The organism is Saccharothrix sp. BKS2 (genome assembly GCF_047689505.1).
Classification (GTDB): Bacteria; Actinomycetota; Actinomycetes; order Mycobacteriales; family Pseudonocardiaceae; genus Actinosynnema; species Actinosynnema lopnurensis.
This window is the reverse complement of sequence record NZ_JAUQOL010000007.1, coordinates 415,737-438,486: the sequence shown is the minus strand read 5'-3', so window position 1 is coordinate 438,486 and position 22,750 is coordinate 415,737. Positions and strand designations below refer to the sequence as shown.

The 22,750-nt window shown below is 74.2% G+C and carries 20 protein-coding genes; 12 read left to right on the top strand and 8 right to left on the bottom strand.

The annotated features are described in order from the left end of the window. Positions 1–23 precede the first annotated feature (23 nt). Both Q5530_RS17780 and Q5530_RS17775 read right to left on the bottom strand, forming a co-directional pair. Entirely contained in the window at positions 24–2,558 is a 2,535-nt protein-coding gene (locus Q5530_RS17780) for a tetratricopeptide repeat protein (protein ID WP_415363598.1), read from the bottom strand. A gap of 138 nt (positions 2,559–2,696) precedes the next feature. Continuing rightward, positions 2,697–3,065 (bottom strand): substrate-binding domain-containing protein, encoded by a 369-nt coding sequence (locus Q5530_RS17775; protein ID WP_415363596.1) that lies wholly within the window; start codon positions 3,063–3,065, stop codon positions 2,697–2,699. Positions 3,066–3,464: 399 nt separating this feature from the next. Between Q5530_RS17775 and Q5530_RS17770 the strand changes: the two genes are divergently transcribed. Next, positions 3,465–4,391, top strand: a complete 927-nt coding sequence (locus Q5530_RS17770) for a sulfite exporter TauE/SafE family protein (protein WP_415363594.1) — start codon at positions 3,465–3,467, stop codon at positions 4,389–4,391. A gap of 66 nt (positions 4,392–4,457) precedes the next feature. Here Q5530_RS17770 and Q5530_RS17765 read toward each other — a convergent pair whose 3' ends face one another. Continuing rightward, positions 4,458–5,297 (bottom strand): SDR family oxidoreductase, encoded by an 840-nt coding sequence (locus tag Q5530_RS17765; RefSeq protein WP_415363592.1) that lies wholly within the window; start codon positions 5,295–5,297, stop codon positions 4,458–4,460. 204 nt (positions 5,298–5,501) lie between these two features. Here Q5530_RS17765 and Q5530_RS17760 point away from each other — a divergent pair, with 204 nt between their 5' ends. From Q5530_RS17760 to Q5530_RS17750, 3 genes are all read left to right on the top strand, one after another. Beyond that, on the top strand, positions 5,502–6,341 hold the full coding sequence (locus Q5530_RS17760) for an MEDS domain-containing protein (protein ID WP_415363589.1): 840 nt from the start codon (positions 5,502–5,504) through the stop codon (positions 6,339–6,341). After that, positions 6,338–7,282 (top strand): anti-sigma factor RsbA family regulatory protein, encoded by a 945-nt coding sequence (locus Q5530_RS17755; protein WP_415363587.1) that lies wholly within the window; start codon positions 6,338–6,340, stop codon positions 7,280–7,282. The genes Q5530_RS17760 and Q5530_RS17755 overlap by 4 nt, the downstream gene beginning before the upstream one ends. Before the next feature lie 75 nt (positions 7,283–7,357). After that, positions 7,358–7,864: an STAS domain-containing protein gene (locus Q5530_RS17750; RefSeq protein WP_415363585.1), complete on the top strand. Its 507-nt coding sequence runs from the start codon at positions 7,358–7,360 to the stop codon at positions 7,862–7,864. Positions 7,865–8,065: 201 nt separating this feature from the next. On the opposite strand, the gene Q5530_RS17745 is transcribed toward Q5530_RS17750, so the two are convergent. Beyond that, positions 8,066–8,968 (bottom strand): SGNH/GDSL hydrolase family protein, encoded by a 903-nt coding sequence (locus tag Q5530_RS17745; protein ID WP_415363582.1) that lies wholly within the window; start codon positions 8,966–8,968, stop codon positions 8,066–8,068. 324 nt (positions 8,969–9,292) lie between these two features. Here Q5530_RS17745 and Q5530_RS17740 point away from each other — a divergent pair, with 324 nt between their 5' ends. From Q5530_RS17740 to rhaS, 4 genes are read left to right on the top strand one after another with little or no spacing between them, the layout of a single operon-like run. Continuing rightward, positions 9,293–10,807, top strand: a complete 1,515-nt coding sequence (locus Q5530_RS17740; protein WP_415363580.1) for a sugar ABC transporter ATP-binding protein — start codon at positions 9,293–9,295, stop codon at positions 10,805–10,807. Beyond that, a complete protein-coding gene (locus Q5530_RS17735; protein ID WP_415363578.1) occupies positions 10,804–11,835 on the top strand; it encodes an ABC transporter permease in 1,032 nt (343 codons plus the stop codon). Before Q5530_RS17740 ends, Q5530_RS17735 begins: the two co-directional genes overlap by 4 nt. Beyond that, positions 11,825–12,880, top strand: a complete 1,056-nt coding sequence (locus tag Q5530_RS17730) for an ABC transporter permease (protein WP_415363575.1) — start codon at positions 11,825–11,827, stop codon at positions 12,878–12,880. Before Q5530_RS17735 ends, Q5530_RS17730 begins: the two co-directional genes overlap by 11 nt. Before the next feature lie 47 nt (positions 12,881–12,927). Continuing rightward, on the top strand, positions 12,928–14,007 hold the full coding sequence (gene rhaS / locus Q5530_RS17725) for a rhamnose ABC transporter substrate-binding protein (RefSeq protein WP_415363573.1): 1,080 nt from the start codon (positions 12,928–12,930) through the stop codon (positions 14,005–14,007). A 26-nt stretch (positions 14,008–14,033) separates the two neighbouring features. Here rhaS and Q5530_RS17720 read toward each other — a convergent pair whose 3' ends face one another. Beyond that, entirely contained in the window at positions 14,034–15,044 is a 1,011-nt protein-coding gene (locus Q5530_RS17720; protein ID WP_415363570.1) for a LacI family DNA-binding transcriptional regulator, read from the bottom strand. A 211-nt stretch (positions 15,045–15,255) separates the two neighbouring features. Here Q5530_RS17720 and rhaI point away from each other — a divergent pair, with 211 nt between their 5' ends. Genes rhaI through Q5530_RS17705 form a run of 3 tightly spaced genes read left to right on the top strand, consistent with a single transcriptional unit; the run spans position 15,256 to position 19,934 of the window. After that, positions 15,256–16,416 (top strand): L-rhamnose isomerase, encoded by a 1,161-nt coding sequence (gene rhaI / locus Q5530_RS17715; RefSeq protein ID WP_415363666.1) that lies wholly within the window; start codon positions 15,256–15,258, stop codon positions 16,414–16,416. Positions 16,417–16,446: 30 nt separating this feature from the next. Continuing rightward, positions 16,447–18,486: a bifunctional aldolase/short-chain dehydrogenase gene (locus Q5530_RS17710; RefSeq protein WP_415363568.1), complete on the top strand. Its 2,040-nt coding sequence runs from the start codon at positions 16,447–16,449 to the stop codon at positions 18,484–18,486. Next, positions 18,483–19,934 (top strand): rhamnulokinase, encoded by a 1,452-nt coding sequence (locus Q5530_RS17705; RefSeq protein ID WP_415363566.1) that lies wholly within the window; start codon positions 18,483–18,485, stop codon positions 19,932–19,934. The genes Q5530_RS17710 and Q5530_RS17705 overlap by 4 nt, the downstream gene beginning before the upstream one ends. Positions 19,935–19,978: 44 nt before the next feature. On the opposite strand, the gene Q5530_RS17700 is transcribed toward Q5530_RS17705, so the two are convergent. Together Q5530_RS17700 and Q5530_RS17695 are read right to left on the bottom strand one after the other, a co-directional pair. After that, positions 19,979–20,506, bottom strand: a complete 528-nt coding sequence (locus Q5530_RS17700) for a flavoprotein (protein WP_415363564.1) — start codon at positions 20,504–20,506, stop codon at positions 19,979–19,981. Next, entirely contained in the window at positions 20,503–21,717 is a 1,215-nt protein-coding gene (locus tag Q5530_RS17695; RefSeq protein WP_415363562.1) for a helix-turn-helix domain-containing protein, read from the bottom strand. Before Q5530_RS17695 ends, Q5530_RS17700 begins: the two co-directional genes overlap by 4 nt. Before the next feature lie 135 nt (positions 21,718–21,852). On the opposite strand from Q5530_RS17695, the gene Q5530_RS17690 reads away from it, so the two are divergent. Further along, complete coding sequence (locus tag Q5530_RS17690) at positions 21,853–22,272, top strand: hypothetical protein (protein ID WP_415363560.1); 420 nt, start codon at positions 21,853–21,855, stop codon at positions 22,270–22,272. Between the two features lie 94 nt (positions 22,273–22,366). On the opposite strand, the gene Q5530_RS17685 is transcribed toward Q5530_RS17690, so the two are convergent. Continuing rightward, the gene (locus tag Q5530_RS17685; RefSeq protein WP_415363558.1) at positions 22,367–22,726 is read right to left on the bottom strand and encodes a GatB/YqeY domain-containing protein; all 360 of its coding nucleotides are present in this window, start codon (positions 22,724–22,726) and stop codon (positions 22,367–22,369) included. Positions 22,727–22,750 lie beyond the last annotated feature (24 nt).

Sequence of the window (22,750 nt, the reverse complement as noted above, 5' to 3'; positions counted from 1 at the left end):
GGGTACGGCCGCCGCGCCCCGCTTCACGGCTTGGCGGAGCCGCGGCCGAGGAGACGGCGCAGCCAGGTGCCCCCGGTGCCCGGGGAGGCGGCGGGGACGGGGGTGCCGCCCCGGCGTCGCAGCGCCAGGTCCAGGTTCTTCATCGTGTCGAGTTCGTTCCCGCGGTCACCGGTCTCGGCGAACGCGGCGACGGAGCGGGTGTAGGCGTCGATCGCCTCGTCGAACCGCCGCACCTCGGTCAGGGCGCTGCCCAGGTTGTTCAGGGCGATGCCCTCGGCGTGGCGCTCGCCCGTCGCCGCGAACACGGCGCACGCCCGGGCGTGCGCGTCGACGGACGCCTTGAGCCGTCCCAGTTCGCCGAGCACGATGCCGAGGTTGTCCAGCGTCTCCGCCTCCGCGTGCTCGTCGCCCAGTTCCCGGAACGCGGCCAGGCTCCGCTTGCAGGCACCGAGGGCTTTGCGGTACTTGCGGCCCCTGGCGAGGGTGTTGCCCAGGTTGCCCCGGGCCGTCGCCGTGCCGTGGCGGTTCCCCGCCTCCGTGAACGCGGCGACGGCGTGGGTGCACGCGTCGGCGGAGTCGTCGAGCCGCCCCAACTCCCTCAGGGAGAGCGCCAGGTTGTTCAGCGCCATGCCCTCCGAGTTGCGGTCGGCCAGTTCGGTGAACACGGCGACGGCGCGTTCCTGCGCTTCGGCGGCTTCGGTGAACCGCCTCATGTGGTGGAGCACGAGACCTTTGCCGCTCAGCACCAGGCCGCCGGCCCGGCGATCCCCGACCCTGGCGAAGATGCGCTCGGACCTGGCCAGCGCCTTGAGGGCCTTCCCCGGTCGGCGCGAGGCGGCCAGCGAGCCGGCCAGGTTGGCCGAGACGACCGCCTCGTTGTAGCCGTCGTCCAGTTCCCGGCACAGGGCCAGGCTCCGGGTGCAGGCGTCGATCGACGCCTCGAACCGCCGCACCTCCCGCAGCGTCACGCCCAGGTCGTTGAGCGCCAGCACCTCGGCGAGGCGGTCGCCCGCGGACCGGCTGGTGGCCAGGGCGGCGCGGGAGATGTCCATCAGGTCGGCGAAGTGGCGGAGGTGGTGCAGGCACCGGAACAGGGCATTGCCGGGCAGTTGGCCGAGGGTGGTCGGGCGGACGAAGGCGCCTTTCCCCGGCGAGGTGAACGCGATGGCCGCGGAGGTGGCGAAGGCACCGGTCGTGGTGGCGGCGGCGACCAGGTTCGGGCGTTCGGCGTCGATCCACGCCAGGGCCTCGTGCCGGTCGGCGAAGTGCGGGGACACGGGGAACGGCGAGTCGGACAGGTGCGTCTCGGCGGCGGCGGTCGCGGCCTGGTAGTGGCGCAGGAGTCGAGCGCGTGCCTCGTCCCGGTGGTCGTCCTCGGCCCGGGAGAGCCCCCGGTCGGCGGCGTAGAGGCGCACCAGGTCGTGCAGGCGCCAGCGGCCCGGGGTGGTGCCGGGTTCGACCAGGTGGGCGCGGGCGAGGTCGTGCAGGAGTTCCTCGACCGCGTACCGGTCGGCGGCGGCGTCGGCGAGGTGGGCGGCGGCCTCGGTGGACAGGTCGGGGCCGGGGTTGACCGGCAGGAGCCGGAACAGGCGGGCGTGGGCCTCGTCGAGGCGCCGGTAGGACAGGTCGAACGCCGCGCGCACGGCACGGTCCTCGCGGCGCAGGCGGTCGAGCCTGGTGTGCTCGTCGCGCAGGGTGGCGACCAGGGAGGACAGGGGCCGGGTGGGGGAATCGGCGAGCAGGGCCGCGACGATGCGCAGCGCGAGCGCCAGGCCCGCGCACAGCCGGGCGGTGGTCGCGGCGTGCCCGGGTTCGTCGCGGACCCGGGTGTCGGTGTCGCCGCGGCGGTGCCGCAGGACCTGGTCCAGCAGCTCCACCGACGCGTCCTGGTCCAGTTCGGGCAGTTCGTGCAGGCGGGCGTCGAGGTCCGGCGTGTGGCGGGAGGTCACCAGCGCCGCGGTGGCGCCGTCGGAGGGCAGCAGGGGGCGGGCCTGGTCGGCGGTGGCGACGTTGTCGATCACGACCAGGACCGGCCGGCCCTGGTCGGCCAGCGCGGCCAGCGCGCTGCGGTAGAGCCGGGACAGGTCCTGCACCCCGTCGGGGACGTGCTCGGCGGGGATGCCGAGCGCGAGCAGCAGGCCCGTCAGGGCGCGTTCGGGGGTCGGGCCGCGTTCGCCGTCGTAGCCGGCCAGGTCGACGAACAGGACCCCACCGGGGAACAGGCCCCGTTCCCGGGTCGCGCGGGTCGCGGTGTGCACGGCCAGTTCGGTCTTGCCAATGCCGGCGAGCCCGGTGACCACCGCCACCGGGCCGCGAGGGGACCGGTCCGACGGGGTCAGGGACCGGAGCAGCTCCTCCACGACCCGCTCGCGCCCGGTGAAGACGGGTGAGGCGGGCGGCAGGCCGGACAGGGCGGGGGTGACCTGCGGCGGCAGGTGCAGGGTGATGTCGCGGCCCTGGACGACGGCGTTGAAGAAGACGCCGCCGCCGATCGTGTTGTCGACGTCGCCGTGACGGCCGCGGGCCGGTTCCGCCCGCCCGCCGGGTCCTGGCTCCACCCGGGACGCCCCCTTCACCCGCCGAGTCCGCCGGAGGTGCCCGGCGCTGGGGTGATCGGGGCGGTCGGCCTTCCCGTTACCGGGGCCGGGCGGGCGGACGACCGTCCCGTGTGGACGCCGGTCCGGCTCTCCGGCCGCTCAGCCGGTGCCCGGCGCGGCCCGTCCGGCGGTGCTGTGCCGGACGATCAGCCGGTGTCCGGCACGCACCTCCACGCCGGGCAGCGGCCGGTCGCGGGCGATGCGCTCCAGGAGCCGGTCCACGGCGGTGGCGGCGATGGCGGCCTTGTCGGGTGAGGTGGTGCTGATCGGGGGGTTGGAGTAGCGGCCGTCCTCGATGTCGTCGTAGCCGATCAGCGCGATGTCCTCGGGCACGCGCAGGCCCCGTCCCAGCGCGACGTGCAGCGCGCCCAGCGCCACCAGGTCGCTGTAGCGGAAGACCGCGTCGGGCGGGTCGTCGCGGTCGAGCAGGGCGGCCACGGCGCCGGCGCGGTTGAACGGCCGCTCCAAGCCCGCCTGGGCATCGGCCTCGACAAGGCATTCCTCCCTCTGGTCGAAGAGGTCGCCGCCCCCTCCCCACCGACGGCACCACCCGGGGCACCCCCATCGCCACCGGCACCACCGGGGTCCCTCACCGCAATCGCTCGGTCACCGACATTTCCCGCCGGTTTCCTCGGTACCCGACATTTCCCGTCCTTTTCTTCGGTCTCCGATGTTTTCCGTCGCATTCCTCGGTCCCCGAGCTTTTTGACCAGCATTTTTTGGTACTCACTGAAGCCATAGTAGTGAGATAAAGTGCGCGTTCTTCCCTTTGCGCAATCCCGTGTTCCGACATGTGGACGCTGTTGGCCGGCCGGCGCGAAGTCCGGATGATGCTGACAATCCGCAGCGAGGGAATGGATGCCGAAAATGCGACAACTGGTGCTGCTCGCGTTGGTGGGCTTGGGCGCCCAACTCGTCGACGGGAGCCTGGGCATGGCCTACGGCGTCACCTCGACCACCCTGCTCCTGGCCATCGGCACCAGTCCGGCTGCGGCCTCCGCGACCGTGCACCTGGCCGAGATCGGCACCACGCTGGTCTCCGGGGTGGCCCACTGGCGTTTCGGCAACGTGGACTGGAAGGTCGTCGCGAAGATCGGCATACCCGGCGCGGTCGGCGCCTTCGCCGGGGCCACGTTCCTGTCCAGCCTGTCGACCGAGACCGCCGCGCCGGTGATGTCGCTGATCCTGCTGGCGCTGGGCCTGTACATCCTGGTCCGGTTCACCACGTTCGGCCTGCCCCGGCACAACCTCGGCAAGCCGCTGCGCAAGCGCTTCCTGGGACCGCTGGGCCTGGTCGCGGGCTTCGTCGACTCCACCGGTGGCGGCGGCTGGGGCCCGGTCGGCACCCCCGCCATCCTGGCCAGCGGCCGCCTGGAGCCCCGCAAGACGATCGGCTCGATCGACACCAGCGAGTTCCTGGTGGCCGTGGCCGCCAGCCTCGGCTTCCTGTTCGGGATCGGCTCGCAGGGCATCGACTTCACCTGGGTCTTCGCCCTGCTCATCGGCGGTGTGATCGCCGCGCCGATCGCGGCCTGGCTGGTCCGCCACATCCCGCCGCGCGTGCTCGGCTCGGCGGTCGGCGGCCTCATCATCCTCACCAACACCCGCACGCTGCTCAGGAGCGACTGGATCGACGCGAGCGACAGCGTGAAGTGGCCGGTCTACGCGGTCATCTACCTGGTGTGGGCCGCCGCGCTGGCCTACTCCATCCGGGAGTACCGGATCGAGCGGGCGCAGGAGAAGCTGCTCGTCGAGGAGACCGAGGCGGACGAGAGCAGGTCCGCCACCGCCTGAGCGGGAGCAACGGGCTCGCCGCGTGGTCGTCGACCACGCGGCGAGCCCGTTCCCGGTCGCGCGGGCTCAGACCCCGCCGAACGCCCCCGCGTTCTCCCGCGCCCACTGCGCGAAGGTGCGGGCGGGCCTGCCGGTGACCTCCTGGACCGTGGGCAGGGGCGTGCAGCCGGCCTCCGGCGGGTTCGTGCGCACCATGACGAAGAACTCGATGTCGTCCTCGGAGAAGCCCTGGTCCCGCCACCGCCGGACCACCTGGTCGCGGGTGAGCTCGACGAACCGGACGTCGCGGCCGAGCACGCCGGCGAGCACGGCCACCCGCTCCGGCGCGGTGAGCGCCTCGGGCCCGGTCAGCCAGTACTCCCGGCCCGCGTGGCCGTCGGTGGTCAGGGCGGTCGCGGCCACCGCGGCGATGTCCGCATCGTGCACCACCGCGCTCCTCATCCCCGCGAACCCGTCGCGGACCACGCCCCCGTCCCGGACCTGGTCGGCCCACTCCAGCGCGTTCGACATGAATTCGACCGGGGCCAGGAAGGTGTGGTCGAGACCGCCGGCCTCGACGGCCCGGTCCAGGTCCGTCTTCTCCAGGTCGCCCTTGAGCACGGTCACCCGGCGGACACCGGCCGCCCGCGCGAGGTCGAGGATCTCCTCGCCGTTGGTCAGCGGGGCGTAGTCGTCGCCGAAGCTGATCAGGTGCGCGGCGGTGACCCCGGTGAAGGCGTCGGCGAGCGACGCCGTGTCCGCCAGGTTGCCCCGGAACAGTTCGGTACCCCCGGGGAGGTGGGCTCGGGCCGGGTCGCGGGTGAGGGCGCGGACCCGGTGCCCGCTCGCCAGGAGCCGGTCGACCAGCGGGCGGCCGACGTTCCCGGTGGCCCCGGAGACGAGGATGGTCGTGGGTGCTTCGGTCATGGCCCGGAAGTTACTGTCCATTGAGGTCAGATCCTGACCTCAATGGATAGTGGCGCGCCCCCGCCGGGCACCGGGCCGGTCCTCCGGCGGGTCCGGGCGGCCCGCGCGGCAGTGGTCCGGGTCCGCGTGCGAGCGGACCACCGCGGTGCCGGGCGGCACGCGCGAGGGTGGTCGTGCTCCGGGACGACGTGGTTAGGTGTTGACATGCGGAGATCCGGGCTGGTGAGGCACGTGCGGGGCCTGGGGGCCCACGACCACGTGTGCTGGCGGTACGGCGACCGGGACGAGTTCCTGACCCGCCTCCGGGAGTTCCTGGCCGAGGGCCTGGCCCTGGGGCACCGGGTCCGCTACGTCGGCCCCGGCGACGTCGGATCCCTGGTCGCGGACCTGCGCGGGGTCGAGGGCGTCGACGAGGCGATGCGGACCGGCGCCGCCGAGGTCACGCCGCTGGGCGCGACCTACCCGGTCGGCGCGGTGGCCGAGCCCGCCGCCCAGGTCCGGGTCTACGCCGAGGCCACCGAGGCGGCCCTGGCCGCCGGGTACACCGGGTTCCGCGTCGCGGCCGACTGCACCCCGCTGGTGCGCACGCCCGAGCAGCTGGCGGCCTTCGCCCGCTACGAGCACCAGGCCGACCACCACATGGCCGACCACCCGTTCTCGGCGATGTGCGCCTACTCCGGCGCGGAGGTCGACGAGCACGCGTTCGCGCAGATCGCCTGCATGCACCCGAGCACCAACACGCCCCACCCCGGCTTCCGGTTGCACGCGGCGGGCGACCGGGTCACCGCCCTGGGCGGCGAGGTGGACCTGGGCAACGGCGACCTGTTCGCGCTGGCGCTGGAGCGGGCCGAACCGCGGGCCCGCGGCGGTCGGCTGGTGCTGGACGCCGCCGAGCTGTCCTTCCTCGACCACCGCGGCCTGCTGCGCCTGGTCGACCACGCCGACGAGCGCGGCGCGACCGTCGTGCTGCGCACGGCCTGGCCCGGCGTGGCCACGCTGGTGGACCTGCTCGGCCTCGACGTCCGGGTGGAGAACCTCGCATGACCGCCGCGACCGCCCCTCCCCCCGGCGACTTCGTCCACCCGGCGGTGTTCTACGCCTCCGAGGAGGAGTACCTGGGCCTGCTCGTGCCCTTCGTGCTCGACGGCTTGGAGCTGGGTCACCCGGTGGCCGCGTCCGTGCCCGGCGCACGGCTGCGGCTGCTGCGCGACGCGCTCGGCGCGGCCGCGGCCGAGGTGCTGCTGCTCGACATGGAGGTCGAGGGCCGCAACCCGGGCCGGATCATCCCCGGGGTGCTGCGCCGGTTCGCCGACGACCACCCCGAGCGGCACGTGCGCATCATCGGCGAACCGATCTGGGCCGGGCGCACCGACGTGGAGTACCCGGCGTGCGCCCAGCACGAGGCGCTGATCAACCTCGCCTTCGCCGGCCGGGACGTCACCATCGCCTGCCCCTACGACACCGCCGCGCTCGACGAGCACGTGCTGGTCGACGCGCTGGCCACCCACCCCGAGGTGTGGGAGACCACCCGCCGCTACGGCAGCGGGGACTACGCGCCGGACGCCGTCGTCGGCCGCCACAACCGGCCGGTCGACGCCGGTCCGGACGCCGCCGAACTCCCGGTCACCGCCACCGCCGGCATCGGCGCGGCCCGCCGGTTCGCCGTGGCGGAGGCGGAGCGCCTGGGGCTGCCCGCCGGGCGGACGGCCGACCTCGCGCTGGTCGCCACCGAACTGGTCACCAACAGCCTCCGCCACACCGGCGCGGGCTGCCGGCTGAGCCTCTGGCGGGACGGGGACCACCTGGTCTGCGCCGTCGGGGACGGCGGTCGGCTGACCGACCCGCTCGCCGGCCGCCGACCGGCCGACCGGGACCGGGAGGGCGGCCGCGGCCTGCTGATGGTCAACCACCTGGCCGACCTCGTCCGCACGCACACCACCCCGCACGGCACCACCGTGTACGCCTTCCTGCGCCTGAACCCCTGATCGGGGGACCGCCCACGGTGCCGGACCTCATCGCGCGCGGGTGTCGACCGGGCGTGGACGGGGTAAACACCCCGGGTGACTCCAGTTCCGCCGGGCACCCGACCGCAGCCGCCGACCGCCGATCCCGGGTACGGCGTGGACGGCGAGTTCGACCGGCCCGGGGTGGCGGTCCGGGTCGCCAGGCGCCGCGGCGTGGTGTTCGCCGGGGTGCAGGGCGACATCGACACCGACAGCTACCAGGACGTGCGCCAGCAGCTGTTCGCGTGCCTGGAGGACGACCCCTCGGCGCTGATCGTCGACCTCGGCGGCGTGGTGCTGTTCGGTTCGCTGGGCATCGCGGTGCTGATGGAGGTGCACGAGCGCGCCTACGAGACCGGGGTCGGGTTCGCCGTCGTCGCCCGGCAGCGCACCGTGGTGGACCCCATGCGGGTGACCGAGGTCGACGTCCTGCTGACGCTGCGCCCGACCGTGGACGAGGCGTTGACCGCCGTGCGGGCCCGGTCCGGCCAGACCGACGACGGGATGCCCGGACCGCGCGACTCGGAGGAGCAGGACCACGGGTTCTCCTGGTGGTCGTCCTAGACCGGTCCGGCAGGACCGCACCGGCGTCGACGACGAGCACCGGCCTGCGGCCTCCGGCCCCGGCCGGCCGATCCGGGGCGTGGAGGCGCCCATCGCGGGCGGCGCGCCCGCCTGACCGTCCGCGGTGGACCGCGGTGCCGGGGTCGGTGGTCCGGGGTCGGCGGTGCCGGGGTCGGCGGTGCCGGGGTCGGCGGTCCGGGGTCAGCGGCCCGTGGCCTCCAGGACGGCGGCGGCGATCTCCTCGTGGCCCTCGGGCGTCGGGTGCACGTCGCTGTGCCGGCAGAAGTGGGTCAGGGCGCACACCCGCGCCACGGAGGACGGGATCCGGCCGTAGGTCGGGTCGTCGGTCACCTCGGTCAGCGGCGCGTACCCGCCGGTCGCGGCGGTGATGTCGACGAACTCCGCCCCCACCGCCTCGTACTCGGTCTTGAGCGCGTTGTTGAAGAAGTCCCGGAAGAGCGACACCGACAGGCGCGCGAGGTCCTGGCCGTTCGGGAACGCGCGGTTCACCCACGCGCCGAGGAACACGTCCGGGTAGGTCAGGCCCACCACCGGGGCGTCACCGGCGGCCTCGCGCAGGACGGGCAGGGTGGCCGCCAGGTTGGCCCGGACGTCGGCCACGGCCCGGGTCGCGCACGCCAACGGGTCCGCCGCCCCCGCGCACGGCGCCAGGTCGTTGCCGCCGATCACCACGGTCACCAGGCCCACCCTCCCCCGGTGCTCGCGCAGCGCCTCGACGGCCGCGTCCAGCTGGGTGCGCCCGGCGGGGTCCGGCGCGTCCAGGGCGCGGTCGGCCGGGTCGCAGCCGGGCTCGGCGCGCAGCTGGGCGGAGGTGGCGCCGCTGCACGCGAGGTTGATCAGCCGCAGGTCCGACCGCTCGGCCACGAGGTCGGCGAACCCCTCCGCGGACCCCTGGGCCCCACCGGCGGCGGCCGGCCGGTAGCCGGTCGCGTAGGAGTCGCCCAGCGACACGTGCACGCGCTCGGCGGGTGGCTCGCCGCCGGACGTCGAGGCCGGCGCGGGGGCGCCCGAGGGCTCCGCCGTGCACGCCGCCAGCGCCACCAGCAGCGCTCCCGCCAACGCGGACCGCCGAATCCCCGGCACGTCTGCCCCTCTCGTCCGGAACGGGATCGTCCCCCGAGGGTACCCGGCGGCGGGGTGGGCACTCCCGGTCCACAGTGGACCGGGCCAGGGCACCGCGGCCGACTGCCGACGGCCCGATGACGGCACTCGGCAATCCGGCAACCCGCACCCAGCGGACAGCGTCTTGAAACGTACCAGCCAGGCGCGCTCGGTCCAGCACGGCAACACAACGATGAACTCCGCATCTCCACAACGTTGCGGCCGAACCGTTGACGCCCCCTTCCGAGGCCCCCTAACCTCGCGCTTCATCACCGCTTTGAAACATTTCAGTACCGGAGGTGCCGGATGGACCCGGAACGCGCGGCCCCGCTGCTGGAGGTCCGGGACGTCACCAAGTCGTTCGGCGCGGTCGCGGCGGTCCGCGGTGTGTCGTTCCCGCTGTTCGGCGGTGAGGCCCACGCGCTGGTGGGCGAGAACGGCGCGGGGAAGTCGACCGTGGTCAAGGTGCTCGCCGGGGTGCACGAGCCCGACCGCGGCTCGATCGCCGTCGACGGCGAGGTCCGGCGGCTGACGAGCCCGGCGGTCGCCCGCGACGCGGGCATCGCGGTCATCCACCAGGAGCCGACGCTGTTCCCGGACCTGTCGGTGGCGGAGAACATCTTCATGGGCAGGCAGCCGCTGGGGCGCTTCGGCCGGGTCGACCGGGCGGCCCAGCGGGCCGGGGCGGTGCGGTTGTTCGACCGGCTCGGCGTGCGCCTGGACCCGGACCGGCCCGCGCGCGGCCTGTCCATCGCCGACCAGCAGCTGGTGGAGATCGCCAAGGCGCTGTCCCTGGACGCGCGGGTGCTGGTGATGGACGAGCCGACCGCCGCGCTGTCCGGGGTCGAGGTGGAGCGGCTGTTCGCGGTGGTCCGCGCGCTGTGCGCGCAGGGCGCGGCGGTGCTGTTCATCTCCCACCGCTTCGACGAGGTGTTCGCGCTGTGCCAACGGCTCACCGTGATGAGGGACGGCGCGTGGGTGTCGACCGACCCGGTGGCCGAGGTCGGCGTGGCGCAGGTGGTGCGCCGCATGGTCGGCCGCGACGTCTCCACGCTGTTCCCGAAGGAGGACGTCGAGCCGGGCGACGTCGTGCTGGAGGTCGACGGGCTGACCCGGCGCGGGGTGTTCGCCGACGTGTCCTTCTCGGTGCGCGCGGGCGAGGTCGTGGCGCTGGCGGGCCTGGTGGGCGCCGGGCGCAGCGAGGTGGTGCGCGCGGTCTTCGGGGTGGACCGCTACGACGCGGGCCGGGTGCGGGTGGCGGGGGCCGAGCTGCGGCCGGGCTCGCCCGCCGCCGCCGTGGCGGCCGGGGTCGCGCTGGTCCCGGAGGACCGCCGGCAGCAGGGACTGGTCGTGGAGCTGTCGGTCGAGCGCAACGCGACGCTCACCCGGCTCGGGCCGCTGGCGCGGCTGGGCCTGCTCACCGGGCGGGCCGAGCGCCGCGCCGCGCGCGAGTGGACCGAGCGGCTGAGGGTCGGGTACGGGCGGCTGTCCGACGCGGTCGGCACGCTGTCGGGCGGCAACCAGCAGAAGGTGGTGCTGGCCAAGTGGCTGGCCACCGGGCCGCGGGTGCTGATCGTCGACGAGCCGACCCGGGGCATCGACGTCGGCACCAAGGCCGAGGTGCACCGGCTGCTGTCGCGCCTGGCCGCGCGGGGCGTGGCGGTGCTGATGGTCTCCTCCGAGCTGCCGGAGGTGCTCGGGATGGCCGACCGGGTGCTGGTCGTGCACGAGGGGCGGATCGCGGCCGAGCTGTCCCGCGCCGAGGCGACCGAGGAGTCGGTCCTGCTGGCGGCCACCGGGCAGGGGGTGTCGGCGGCGTGAGCGCGCGACAGGGGCAGGCGGCGGCCCCGCCCGACGCGGCCGGGTCCGCCCGCCGGCCGTGGGCGGCGCGGGAGTTCGGCATCGTCGTGGCCCTCGCGCTGCTGGTGCTGGTGACGGTGCTGGACAACCCCGGTTTCCTGGCCCCGCAGAGCCTGCGGGACCTCGCGCTGGGCGCGGCGGTCCTGGTCGTGCTCGCGGTCGGGCAGACCGTGGTGGTCGTCTCCCGCAACATCGACCTGTCGGTCGGGTCGGTGCTGGGGCTGGCCGCCTTCGCGACCGGCAAGCTGCTCGGCTCCGCGCCGGGCACGCCGCTCGCGCTGGTGGTCCTGCTCGGCGTGGGGATCGGCGCGCTGTGCGGCGTGGTGAACGGGGCGCTGGTCGCCGCCGCCCAGGTGCCCGCGCTGGTGATCACGCTGGGCACCCTCTACGTCTTCCGCGGCGTCGACCACTCGTGGGCGCGGGGGCAGCAGGTCAACGCCTCCGACCTGCCGCGCGACTTCCTGGCCCTGGGCACCTCGACCGTGCTGGGCGTGCCGGTGCTCGCGCTGGTCGCGGTGGCCGTGGTGCTGGTGGTCGGGTCCTGGCTGCGCTCCTACCGCAGCGGCCGGGAGCTGTACGCGATCGGCTCCGAACCGACCGCCGCGCGGCTGTCGGGCCTGCCGGTCAGCCGCCGCGTGTTCACCGCGTTCGTCGTCTGCGGCGCGCTGGCCGGCCTGGCGGGCGTGCTGTACGCGGCCCGCTTCGGCACCGTCGACGCCACCGCGGGCACCGGCATCGAACTCCAGGTCGTCGCCGCGGCCGTGGTCGGCGGCGTGGCCATCTTCGGCGGCAGCGGCAGCGCCCACGGGGCCGCGCTCGGCGCGCTGCTGCTGACCACCATCGGCAGCTCCCTGGCGGTGCTGCGGATCAACCCGTTCTGGCAGCAGGCGGTCGTCGGGGCCCTGATCCTGGCCGCCATCGGCATCGACCGCCTGCTGGCGGCCCGTACGGCGAACCGCTTGCGGGGGAGGTCGTCCCATGGCGCGTGACACCCTGCCGGAGAATGCCGGCCCGGAGAACGCCGGCCCGGAGCACGCGGGCGCGGGTGGTGCGGGCGCGGTGCTGCGGTCCGCGCTGACCCGCTGGGACACCGCGCTGCTGGTCGTGCTCGCCGCGGTCGTGGTGGTGGCCGGGCTGGCGGTGGACGGTTTCGCCACCGGCCGCAACGCCCAGTTCCTGCTGCTCGACGTGGTCGCGATCGCGCTGATCGCGCTGCCGCTCACGCTCATCGTCATCACCGGGGAGATCGACCTGTCGGTGGCGAGCACGCTCGGCCTGTGCAGCGCGGTGATGGGGCAGCTGTGGGTGGCCGGGCTGCCGCTGGAGCTGATCGTGGTGCTGGTCGTGCTGCTCGGCGCGGTGCTGGGCGCGGTGAACGCGGTGTTCGTGACCCGCTTCGCGCTGCCCTCGCTCGCGGTGACCATCGGCACCCTGGCCGCCTACCGGGGCCTGGCGTTCGTGGTGCTGGGCGACCAGGCGGTGGCGGACTTCCCGGCCGACTGGACCGCCGCCGCGAGCAGCACCGTCGCGGGCGGGGGCGTGCCGTGGGCGGTGGTCGTCGCGCTGGCGCTCGCGGTGGTGTTCGGCGTCGTGCTGCACGCCACCCCGTTCGGCCGCTCCCTCTACGCGATGGGCAACAACGCCGAGGCCGCCGCGTTCGCCGGCATCCGGGTCGCCCGCGCCAAGTCCTGGCTGTTCGTCGTCTCCGGCGCGGTGTCGGGCCTGGCCGGGGTGTACTGGACGCTGCGGTTCGCCAGCGCGCGGGCGGACAACGCGGTCGGGCTGGAGCTGGCCGTGGTCGCCGCGGTCCTGCTCGGCGGCGTCTCCATCTTCGGCGGTCGCGGCACCCTGCTCGGGGTGCTGGCCGGGGTGCTGCTGCTCGGCGCGGTCCGCAACGCGCTCCAGCTCGCCGACGTCGCCGCCGACACGCTCGACGTCGTCACCGGCGGCCTGCTCATCGCCTCGGTCGTGGTGCCCAACGCGGTCGCCCTGGGCCGGGCCCGCCTGCGGCGCGGACGACGCCGCCCGACCTGATCCGCGAACCCGCGGAACGACGAAGTCCCGCCGTGAGAGGAACAGCCATGTCCCAGCTCAAGCGCGACCTGCGCCTCGGCCTGATCGCCACCGCCATGGCCGCCGTGCTGGTCACCGCCGCGTGCGGCGGCACCACCCGGGGCTCCGGGCAGGACGCCCCCGCCGGGGACCGGTCGACCGGCCAGGCGAACCCGGACGCACCGCTGACCGAGGGCCTGGACGTGGCGTTCCTGCCCAAGCAGGTGAACAACCCGTACTTCACCGTCGCCGACGGGGGCGGCAAGAGCGCCGTGGAGGAGTTCAAGGGCTCCTACAAGGAGGTCGGCCCCTCCGAGGCCAGCGCCTCGTCCCAGGTCAGCTACATCAACACGCTGTCGCAGCAGGGCACCGACGTCATCGTGACCTCCGCCAACGACCCGAACGCCATCTGCGGCGCGCTCACCAGCGCGCGCCAGGCGGGCGCCAAGGTGGTCACGTTCGACTCCGACACCAAGCCCGGGTGCCGCGACGTGTTCGTCAACCAGGCGAGCCCCGAGGGCATCGCGCGCAACCAGGTCGAGCTGATCTCCGAGCAGATCGGTGGCCGGGGCAGGATCGCGATCCTGTCCGCGACGCCGAACGCCACCAACCAGAACGCGTGGATCGAGCTGATGCGCCAGGAGCTGGCCAAGCCGGAGTTCAGCGGGATCGAGCTGGTCACCGTGGCCTACGGCAACGACGAGGACCAGAAGTCCTTCCAGGAGACCCAGGGCCTGCTGCGCTCCTACCCCGACCTCAAGGGGATCGTCTCCCCCACCACCGTCGGCGTCGCCGCCGCGGCGCGCTACCTGTCCGGTTCGGAGTACAAGGGCCGGGTCGCGCTGACCGGCCTGGGGACGCCGAACCAGATGCGGGAGTTCGTCAAGGACGGCACGGTCCGGTCCTTCGCCCTGTGGAAGCCCGCCGACCTGGGCTACCTCGCCGCCTACGCGGGCGCGGCGCTCGCGTCCGGCCGGATCACCGGCCAGGAGGGCGAGACGTTCGAGGCGGGCAGGCTCGGCGAGTACACGATCGAGGCAGGCGGGGTGGTGGTGCTCGGGCCGCCCTCGGTGTTCGACCGGGACAACATCGACCAGTTCGACTTCTGACGCGCCCGGCGGTGCGGGGTGGTCCCTCAGGCCACCCCGCCCAGCGGGCGGATGCGGGTGGACTCCCGCACGACCAGCTCCGGCTCGAACACCCGGCGCTCGTGCTCGTGCCCGTCCGGGTCCCGGGCCTCGGCCAGCAGGAGTTCCGCCGCGGTGCGCCCGAGCAGCTGCCGGGGCTGGGACACCGAGGTGAGCGGGACCGCGGCGGCCGCGGCGAACTCGATGTCGTCGTAGCCGACGATCGCCAGGTCCTCCGGCACCCGCAGGCCCAGGCGCACGGCCTGCTGGAGCAGGCCGAGGGCGAGCATGTCGTTGGCGCAGAAGGCCGCGCTCGGGCGGCGGGCGGCGGGCAGGCCGGCCAGGCGTTCCCCGGCCCGCCTGCCCTCGGCGACGTCCAGCCGCGCGGTCTCCAGCAGGGTCAGCGGCTCGGCGTCGGCGCGGGCGAGGGCCCGCTCGGCGCCGGTGACGCGGTCCGCGACCTGGCCGATGGCGCGGGGACCGCCGATGAAGGCGATCCGGCGGTGCCCGGCGTCGAGCAGGTGGGAGACGGCGAGGTCGCCGCCCAGCACGTCGTCGACCGACACCGAGCAGCGGTCGGGTCCGGCGCCCCGGTCGACGACCACGACCGGCGTGCCCCGGGCCACCACGGCGGTGATGCGCGGGTCGTCGGCCTCCACGGGGGTGATGAGGATGCCCTCCACGCGCTGCTGTTCGAGCAGGTCGAGGTAGTTGGCCTGGCGCACGGCGTCCTCGCCGCCGTCGCACAGGAACAGCGCGCGGCCGGCCTCGTCCGCCACCTGCTGCGCGCCGGCGGCCACGTCGGTGAAGAACGGGTTGCGCGTGTCGAGCACGACGTAGGCGAGGGTGCGGCTGGTGCCCCCGCGCAGCTGCCTGGCCGACTCGTTGCGCACGAAGCCCAGTTCGGCGATGGCGTCCAGCACGCGCTTGCGGGTGCGCTCGGTCACCATCTCCGGGTGGTTGAGGACGTTCGACACCGTGCCCAGCGCCACCCCCGCGTGCGCGGCTACGTCTTTCATGCTCGGCGCGGCCACTGCGCACCTCTCCCTCCGCTGCCGACCGGCTGCGGACTGAAACGTCAAGGCACCCGGTGTTCGGAGGAGCCTAGCAGGGGCGATGCCGGCGGAGCCCGGCTGGGAGATCCACTTCGGACCCTGTTGTGAAACGTTCCAAGACCTACTAGCGTCCGTGTTCGCCGGTATTCGCGCTCCCGGGAGGAACGACGTGATGATGTCGCCGCAGGAGGCACTGTCCGACCTCGACGGGTTCACCATCGAGGTGCCGAGTTGGGCGTACGGGAACTCCGGCACCCGCTTCAAGGTCTTCACCACACCGGGCACCCCGCGTGACCCGTTCGAGAAGATCGCCGACGCCGCGCGGGTGCACGCGCTGACCGGGTTGGCCCCCCGGGTCTCGCTGCACGTCCCGTGGGACCGGGTCGAGGACTTCGGCCGGCTGCGCGCCCACGCCGAGGAGCTGGGCGTGCGGATCGGCGGCATCAACTCGAACCTGTTCCAGGACGACGACTACCGGCTCGGCTCGCTGACCCACGTCGACCCGCGCGTGCGGGCCAAGGCCGTCGCCCACCACCTCGACTGCATCGACGTCATGCGCGCCACCGGCTCCACGGACCTCAAGCTGTGGCTGCCCGACGGCACGAACTACGCGGGCCAGGACTCGCTGCGCGGCCGGCAGGACCGGCTGGCCGGGTCGCTGCGGGAGATCTACGCCGCGCTGGACCCCGAGCACCGCCTGCTGGTGGAGTACAAGTTCTTCGAGCCGTACTTCTACACCATGGACATCCCCGACTGGGGGACCGCGCTGCTGCACTGCCAGGCCCTCGGCGAGCGCGCGCAGGTCGTGCTCGACACCGGCCACCACGCGCCGGGCACCAACATCGAGTTCATCGTCGTGCAGCTGCTGCGGGCCGGGCGGCTGGGCGCGTTCGACTTCAACTCCCGCTTCTACGCCGACGACGACCTCATCGTGGGCTCGGCCGACCCGTTCCAGCTGTTCCGGATCATGGTCGAGATCGTCGCGCAGGGCGCGCACCGCCCCGGGTCCGGCGTCAACTTCATGCTCGACCAGTGCCACAACATCGAGGACAAGATCGCCGGCCAGGTCCGCTCGGTCCTCAACGTCGAGCAGGCCCTGGCCAAGGCGCTGCTGGTCGACACGGCCGCGCTGACCGCCGCGCAGGAGGAGGGCGACGTGATCGGCGCGCACGACGTGCTGATGGACGCCTTCCACACCGACGTGCGCGGCGCGCTCGCCGACCGCCGCGAGGCCAGGGGCCTGCCCCGCGACCCGATGGCCGCCTACCGCGCCTCCGGCTACGCCGCGAAGATCGCCGCCGAGCGCGTCGGCGGCACCCAGGCCGGCTGGTCCTGACCACCCCCGCCCCACGAGGAGCCTTCCCGCATGACCGACAACACCACCGCGGCCCGGCTGGTCGAGCGCTCGAACCGGCTGGGCGCCGACCCGCGCAACACCAACTACGCCGGGGGCAACACCTCCGCCAAGGGCGGCGGCACCGACCCGGTCACCGGCGAGCGGGTGGACCTGCTCTGGGTGAAGGGCTCGGGCGGCGATCTGGGCACCCTCACCGAGGCGGGGCTGGCCGTGCTGCGGCTGGACCGGCTGCGCGCCCTGGTCGACGTCTACCCCGGCGTGGAGCGGGAGGACGAGATGGTCGCCGCGTTCGACCACTGCCTGCACGGCCGGGGCGGCGCGGCCCCGTCGATCGACACCGCCATGCACGGCCTGGTCGACGCGCCGCACGTGGACCACCTGCACCCCGACTCGGGCATCGCGCTGGCCACCGCGGCCGACGGCGAGGAGCTGACCCGGCGGTGCTTCGGCGACCGGGTCGTCTGGGTGCCGTGGCGGCGACCGGGCTTCCAGCTCGGGCTGGACATCGCGGCGGTGGCGGACGCCAACCCGGACGCGATCGGCTGCGTCCTCGGCGGGCACGGCATCACCGCGTGGGGCGGGACGTCCGAGGAGTGCGAGGCGAACTCGCTGGAGATCATCCGCACGGCGGAGGAGTTCCTGGCCGAGCACGGGGCCGCCGAGCCGTTCGGCGCGGTCGTGCCGGGCTACGAGCCGCTGCCCGAGGCCGAGCGCCGCGCCAGGGCCGCCGCCCTCCTCCCCACCGTGCGCGGCCTGGTCTCGACCGACCACCCGCAGGTCGGCCACTACACCGACAGCGGGGCCGTGCTGGACTTCCTGGCCCGGGAGGAGCTCGCGCCGCTGGCCGAGCTGGGCACCTCGTGCCCGGACCACTTCCTGCGCACCAAGGTCAAGCCGCTGGTGGTCGACCTGCCCGGCACCGCGACCGTCGAGGAGGTCACCGCGCGGCTCCGGGAGCTCCACGCCGCCTACCGGGAGGACTACCGCGCCTACTACGAGCGGCACGCCACCGCGGACTCGCCGGCGATGCGCGGCGCGGACCCGGCCGTCGTGCTGGTGCCCGGCGTGGGCATGTTCTCCTTCGGCCGCGACAAGCAGACCGCGCGCGTCGCGGGCGAGTTCTACGTCAACGCCGTCAACGTGATGCGCGGCGCGGAGTCCGTGTCGACCTACCGGCCCATCCCGGAGTCGGAGAAGTTCCGCATCGAGTACTGGGCGTTGGAGGAGGCCAAGCTGGCGCGTCGGCCCAGGCCCAAGCCGCTGGCCGCGCGCGTGGCGCTGGTGACGGGCGCGGCCTCGGGCATCGGCAAGGCCGTCGCCGAGCGGCTGGCCGCCGAGGGCGCCTGCGTGGTCGTGGCCGACCTGGACGCGGAGAAGGCCGCGGCGGTCGCCGGCGCGATCGGGTCGACCGACGTGGCGATCGGCGTGGGCGCGGACGTGTCCGACGAGGACGCCGTGGCGCGGGCGTTCGCGGAGGCCGTGCTCGCCTTCGGCGGGGTGGACCTGGTGGTGAACAACGCCGGGCTGTCGATCTCCAAGCCGCTGCTGGAGACCACCGCGCACGACTGGGACCTCCAGCACGACGTGATGGCCAAGGGCTCGTTCCTGGTCTCGCGGGCCGCCGCGCGCGTGATGGTCGACCAGGGCATCGGTGGCGACATCGTCTACATCTCCAGCAAGAACGGCGTGTTCGCCGGGCCCAACAACGTCGCCTACGGCGCCGCCAAGGCCGACCAGGCGCACCAGGTGCGGCTGCTGGCCGCCGAGCTGGGCCCGCACGGCATCCGCGTCAACGGCGTCAACCCCGACGGCGTGGTGCGCGGCTCGGGCATCTTCGCCGGGGGCTGGGGCGCCCAGCGCGCCGCCGTCTACGGGGTGAAGGAGGAGGAGCTGGGCGCCTACTACGCCAAGCGCACCCTGCTCGGCCGCGAGGTGCTGCCCGAGCACGTCGCCGCCGCGGTCTTCGCGCTCACCGGCGGCGACCTGTCCCAGACCACCGGGCTGCACGTCCCGGTCGACTCCGGCGTCGCCGCCGCGTTCCTGCGGTGACGGCGCGCGCGCGGGTCGCGGCGGTGGACCTGGGCGCGTCCAGCGGACGTGTCATGGCCTTCGACATCGCCCCCGACCGGGTGAACTTCACCGAGGCGCACCGGTTCCCCAACCGGCCGGTGCGGCTCGGGGGCACGCTGCACTGGGACGTGCTCGCGCTGCACCGCGGCGTGCTCGACGGCCTGCGGGCGGCCGGGCCGCGGCTGGACGCGGTCGGCGTCGACTCGTGGGCGGTGGACTACGGCCTGCTCGACGCCACCGGGGCGCTGCTGGGCAACCCGGTCCACTACCGGGACGCGCGCACCGACGGCGCGGCCGACGCCGTGCACGCCCGCGTGCCCGCCGCCGAGCTGTACGGCGTGACCGGGTTGCAGGTGCTGCCGTTCAACACCGTCTACCAGCTGGCCGCCGCCGCGGGCACGCCGCAGCTGGCGGCCGCCCGGCAGCTGCTCCTCGTCCCGGACCTGCTGGGCCACTGGCTGACCGGGGCGCGCGTCGCGGAGGTCACCAACGCCTCCACCACGGGCCTGCTGGACGCGCGGACCCGGACCTGGTCGCGGGAGCTGATGGCGCGCCTGGACCTCGACCCCGACCTGTTCCCGCCCCTGGTGGAGGCGGGAACGGTGGTCGGCGGCCTGCTGCCGCACGTGCTGGCCGAGACCGGCCTGACCGGGCCGGTGCCGGTGGTGGCGGTCGGGTCGCACGACACGGCCTCGGCCGTGGTCGGGGTGCCCGCCGAGGGGAGCCGCTTCGCCTACGTCGCCACCGGGACGTGGTCGCTGGTCGGCGTGGAGCTGGCCGGGCCGGTGCTGACCGGGGCCGGCCGCCGGGCCAACTTCTCCAACGAGCTGGGCGTGGACGGCACGGTGCGCTACCTGCGCAACGTGATGGGCCTGTGGCTGCTCCAGGAGTGCCTGCGCGAGTGGGGCGACCCGGCCCTGGGCCCGCTGCTGGCGGCCGCGGCCGACGAGCCCGCCCTCGCCGCCGTGGTCGACGCGGGCGATCCGGCGTTCATCCCGCCGGGTGACATGCCGGCCCGCCTCGCCGCCGCCTGCGCCCGCACCGGGCAGCCCCCGCCCACGACACCCGCCGCGGTCGTGCGGTGCGTGCTGGACAGCCTGGCGCTGGCGCACCGCCGGGCCGTGCGCGAGGCGGCCGACCTGTCGGGCCGGCCGGTCGACGTCGTGCACGTCGTCGGCGGGGGCGCGCGCAACGCGCTGCTGTGCCGGCTCACCGCCGACGCCTGCGGGCTGCCCGTGGTGGCAGGGCCGGTCGAGGCGGCCGCCTGCGGGAACGCCCTGGTGCAGGCGCGGGCGCTCGGGGTGGTGAGCGGTGGGCTGGCGGAGCTGCGCGCCCTGGTGCGGGCCTCGACCGGGTTGGTGCGGTACGAGCCGGGCGGGGGTACCGGGGACTGGCGGGCGGCGGAGGAGCGGTTGTTCCCGGGCTGAGGGGTGCGGTCCCGTGGGTTTCGGCCGCCGACCTGGGCACGGGCTCACGAGATCGCGTTGACCGCCGCCAGCCAGGGGTAGCCCTCCATGGCGCTGTCCCCCTTCCTCGGCGGGTGAGGCTCGAATCCCCCCGGGCCGAACAACACGTGCACACCTGTGGAGCGCAACACCTCCATGTTGCGGTGCAGGACCGGGTTGGACGCCAGGGCCGTGTTGACGAACGGCAGGACGGCGATGGGTACGCCCAGACCGGTGAGTTCCGCCAGCTGGGTCAGGACGTAGGTGTCGGCGATGCCGGCCGCCCACTTGTTGATCGTGTTGTAGGTGGCCGGTGCGACGATCACCGCGTCGGCGGGCGGCAGCGGCGGTTGGCCTTGGCCTCGATAACCGGTGCGCACGGGGTGGCCGGTGAGCCGGTGCAGCTCGTCGAGGTCGAGGAAGTGCTCGACCGCGGCCGGGGTGGCGACGCAGTGCACCGACCAGCCCGCGTTCTGGGCCAGCTCGACGACGACGTGGACGTGGCCGGCGGGTCCGGCACCGCAGATCATGAGGTAGAGGACTCGTTCGGTCACGCGGGCACTCCGGCTCGTCGGGCCATCTGCTTCACCATGCGGGCGGGCTCGCCGGTGGTGTTGGACAGCAACATCCTCAGCAAGCCGTGCGCCATGGGGCGGCAGCGGACTTCCTGGGGTGCGGTGCGCCCGGCTCGGGCCAGGGTGCGGGCGGCTTCGGCGTGGTTGCCGCAGCGGGCGTTGGCCTCGGTCAGGTCGAGCAGGTAGGTGGATCGGCGTTCCGGTGGCAACCCGTCGAGGGCGTTGCGCGGGATGGTCGTGGCGAAGTCGAGGGCTGCTTCGGCCTCGTGGAGGCGGACTAGGGCGGCAACGCGGTGGATGGCGACGTTGGCACGACCGAAGTGGGTGTGGTGGGTGTCGTAGTGGCCTTCCATGCGTTCGGCGGCCCGGGAGGCTTCCCGGTGCATGGACAGGGCGAGGGAGGTGTCTTCCTGTTCGGCGGCGGTGATCGCGGCGGCGAGGTGGAGCATCCCGTAAAGGGAGAGCAGGCTCGCCGGCTGCTCGGACACCTCGGAACGCATGCGGTCGGACATGTTCAGCAGGACGTCGACCGCCCCGGTGCGCTGCCTGGCTGCGGTCATGGCTCTGGCGACACTGCGAGCAGCGCGCGCCTGGGACCAGGTGTCGTCCACTTCCAGGGCCGTGTACATCGCTCGGTCGGCTGCCGGCCAGGACAGGTCGTGGCTCTCGAACTTGAGCAGCATCGACGACGCCAGGCGGTAAGAAGTGACGAGGATGCGGTGGGCGTGGACCTGTTCCGCAGGCGGAGCAGTGAGCGCCGCGGTCTGCGCGGCTTCCATCAGCTTGGGCAGGTGCTGAGCGATCGCGGTGAAGTGGGAGGAGGCCCAGGCGTGGTCCACGTACTCCGCTTGACGGGCCAGGTGGGCCACCGCGGGTGGTTCCCGGGTTGAGGCTGGCAGGCACGGGTAGCGGCCGAGTGCCGCGCGAATGGCGCTGACCTCGGCGGCGTCCACGCAGTCGGCGGCTCGGGCTGCGGTGGGTGCGTCGGTGAGGACCCCGGGATCGATGCCCAAGGCGTCGGCGACCAGTTCGACGACCGGGATGCGGGTGAGGTTGCGCTCCCCCGACTCGACCTTGTCCAGCCACGAGGTCGAGCGGCCGATCATGTCGGCGAACTGCTTGCGGCCGAGGTTTCGGCGCAGGCGCCAGTAGCGGACGCGCTCGCCGATCTCGCCGGCGTTGTCGGACATCCGCCCTCCTCGGACCTGGTGAAGGCAAGGGTAGCGGGCGAGCGGTCACACATTTTGTACAACTCGTGACGCTCGGTTATGGCTATTTTGACCACGGGCATCGGGCCTCCCCTGCCTTCCCGGAACGACTGATGGGTGGTGAGCCGGCGTGGCAGCGCCTGGGAACGAACGACGGGCGAGGTCGGCGGGCTGGTCGGGTGGCCGAAGGTGACCCGGGAAGAATTGCTGTTCAACGCCTGGCTCAGCCGGGTCAACCCCCGACTGGGGCGCTACGTCATCTGCCTGGTGGACGAGAGCGTGCGCACCGCTCTCCTGCCGCCCGAGTCGGTTGAGCGGCAGCAGAACGCCGCCGAACTGGCCGAGGTCGAGCGGGAGTTGGCGTTCGACCTCGGTGAACTGGCCCGAGCCATCGCCTTGAAGTCCACGGGACAGCCGTTTCCCCGGGACGGGGGCGAACAGGTCGTCGACCTGTCGGTCCGCTCCCACGACGTGCTCGATCCGGTCGTCGTGGTGGAGGGTGCCTGGCACGGGCCTCCCGGTCGGACCAGCCCGTGAACGGGAAGGACCCGCCCGCACAGCGCACACGGCCGAAACCGATCACCGCGCCGGCCTGCCGCGACGAGAGGCGCGGTCGACCCGCGACACCGCGTCAGGCGTTCGACCCCAGGTGCCGTTCCAGCACCCCGGCCTCCGCGCGCAACCGCTCCGCCACGTCGTCGCGACCCAGCCGCTCGTACTCCGCCGCCGCCACCGAGCGCTCCCGCACCTCCCCCTCGACGATCGACCGCACGTCCGCCTCGGTGAGCTGCCGGCGCTCCGCCTCCGCCGCGCCGAGCCCGGCCACCGCGCCCGCGATGTGCTCGCCGCTCGCCGCGGGCCCCGCCGGGGCCTCGACGGGCACGGCCTCGGCGTTGTCGATCGCCGACAGGGCGGAGCGGAGCGCGGCGATCGCCACGCGGTCCCGTTCCTTGAGGGCCGATTTCAGGGCTTCGCCGAGCGTGGCGCGCATGTGCGGGGGTCCAATCCGGTGGGG

What these genes read in the sequence shown, in the direction of transcription:
- Q5530_RS17770 (WP_415363594.1), top strand. Translation starts at nt 3,465, where the DNA reads ATGCGACAACTGGTGCTGCTCGCGTTGGTGGGCTTGGGCGCCCAACTC.
- Q5530_RS17765 (WP_415363592.1), bottom strand. Translation starts at nt 5,297, where the DNA reads ATGACCGAAGCACCCACGACCATCCTCGTCTCCGGGGCCACCGGGAAC.
- Q5530_RS17760 (WP_415363589.1), top strand. Translation starts at nt 5,502, where the DNA reads ATGCGGAGATCCGGGCTGGTGAGGCACGTGCGGGGCCTGGGGGCCCAC.
- Q5530_RS17755 (WP_415363587.1), top strand. Translation starts at nt 6,338, where the DNA reads ATGACCGCCGCGACCGCCCCTCCCCCCGGCGACTTCGTCCACCCGGCG.
- Q5530_RS17740 (WP_415363580.1), top strand. Translation starts at nt 9,293, where the DNA reads ATGGACCCGGAACGCGCGGCCCCGCTGCTGGAGGTCCGGGACGTCACC.
- Q5530_RS17730 (WP_415363575.1), top strand. Translation starts at nt 11,825, where the DNA reads ATGGCGCGTGACACCCTGCCGGAGAATGCCGGCCCGGAGAACGCCGGC.
- rhaS (WP_415363573.1), top strand. Translation starts at nt 12,928, where the DNA reads ATGTCCCAGCTCAAGCGCGACCTGCGCCTCGGCCTGATCGCCACCGCC.
- Q5530_RS17720 (WP_415363570.1), bottom strand. Translation starts at nt 15,044, where the DNA reads ATGAAAGACGTAGCCGCGCACGCGGGGGTGGCGCTGGGCACGGTGTCG.
- rhaI (WP_415363666.1), top strand. Translation starts at nt 15,256, where the DNA reads ATGTCGCCGCAGGAGGCACTGTCCGACCTCGACGGGTTCACCATCGAG.
- Q5530_RS17710 (WP_415363568.1), top strand. Translation starts at nt 16,447, where the DNA reads ATGACCGACAACACCACCGCGGCCCGGCTGGTCGAGCGCTCGAACCGG.
- Q5530_RS17695 (WP_415363562.1), bottom strand. Translation starts at nt 21,717, where the DNA reads ATGTCCGACAACGCCGGCGAGATCGGCGAGCGCGTCCGCTACTGGCGC.
- Q5530_RS17685 (WP_415363558.1), bottom strand. Translation starts at nt 22,726, where the DNA reads ATGCGCGCCACGCTCGGCGAAGCCCTGAAATCGGCCCTCAAGGAACGG.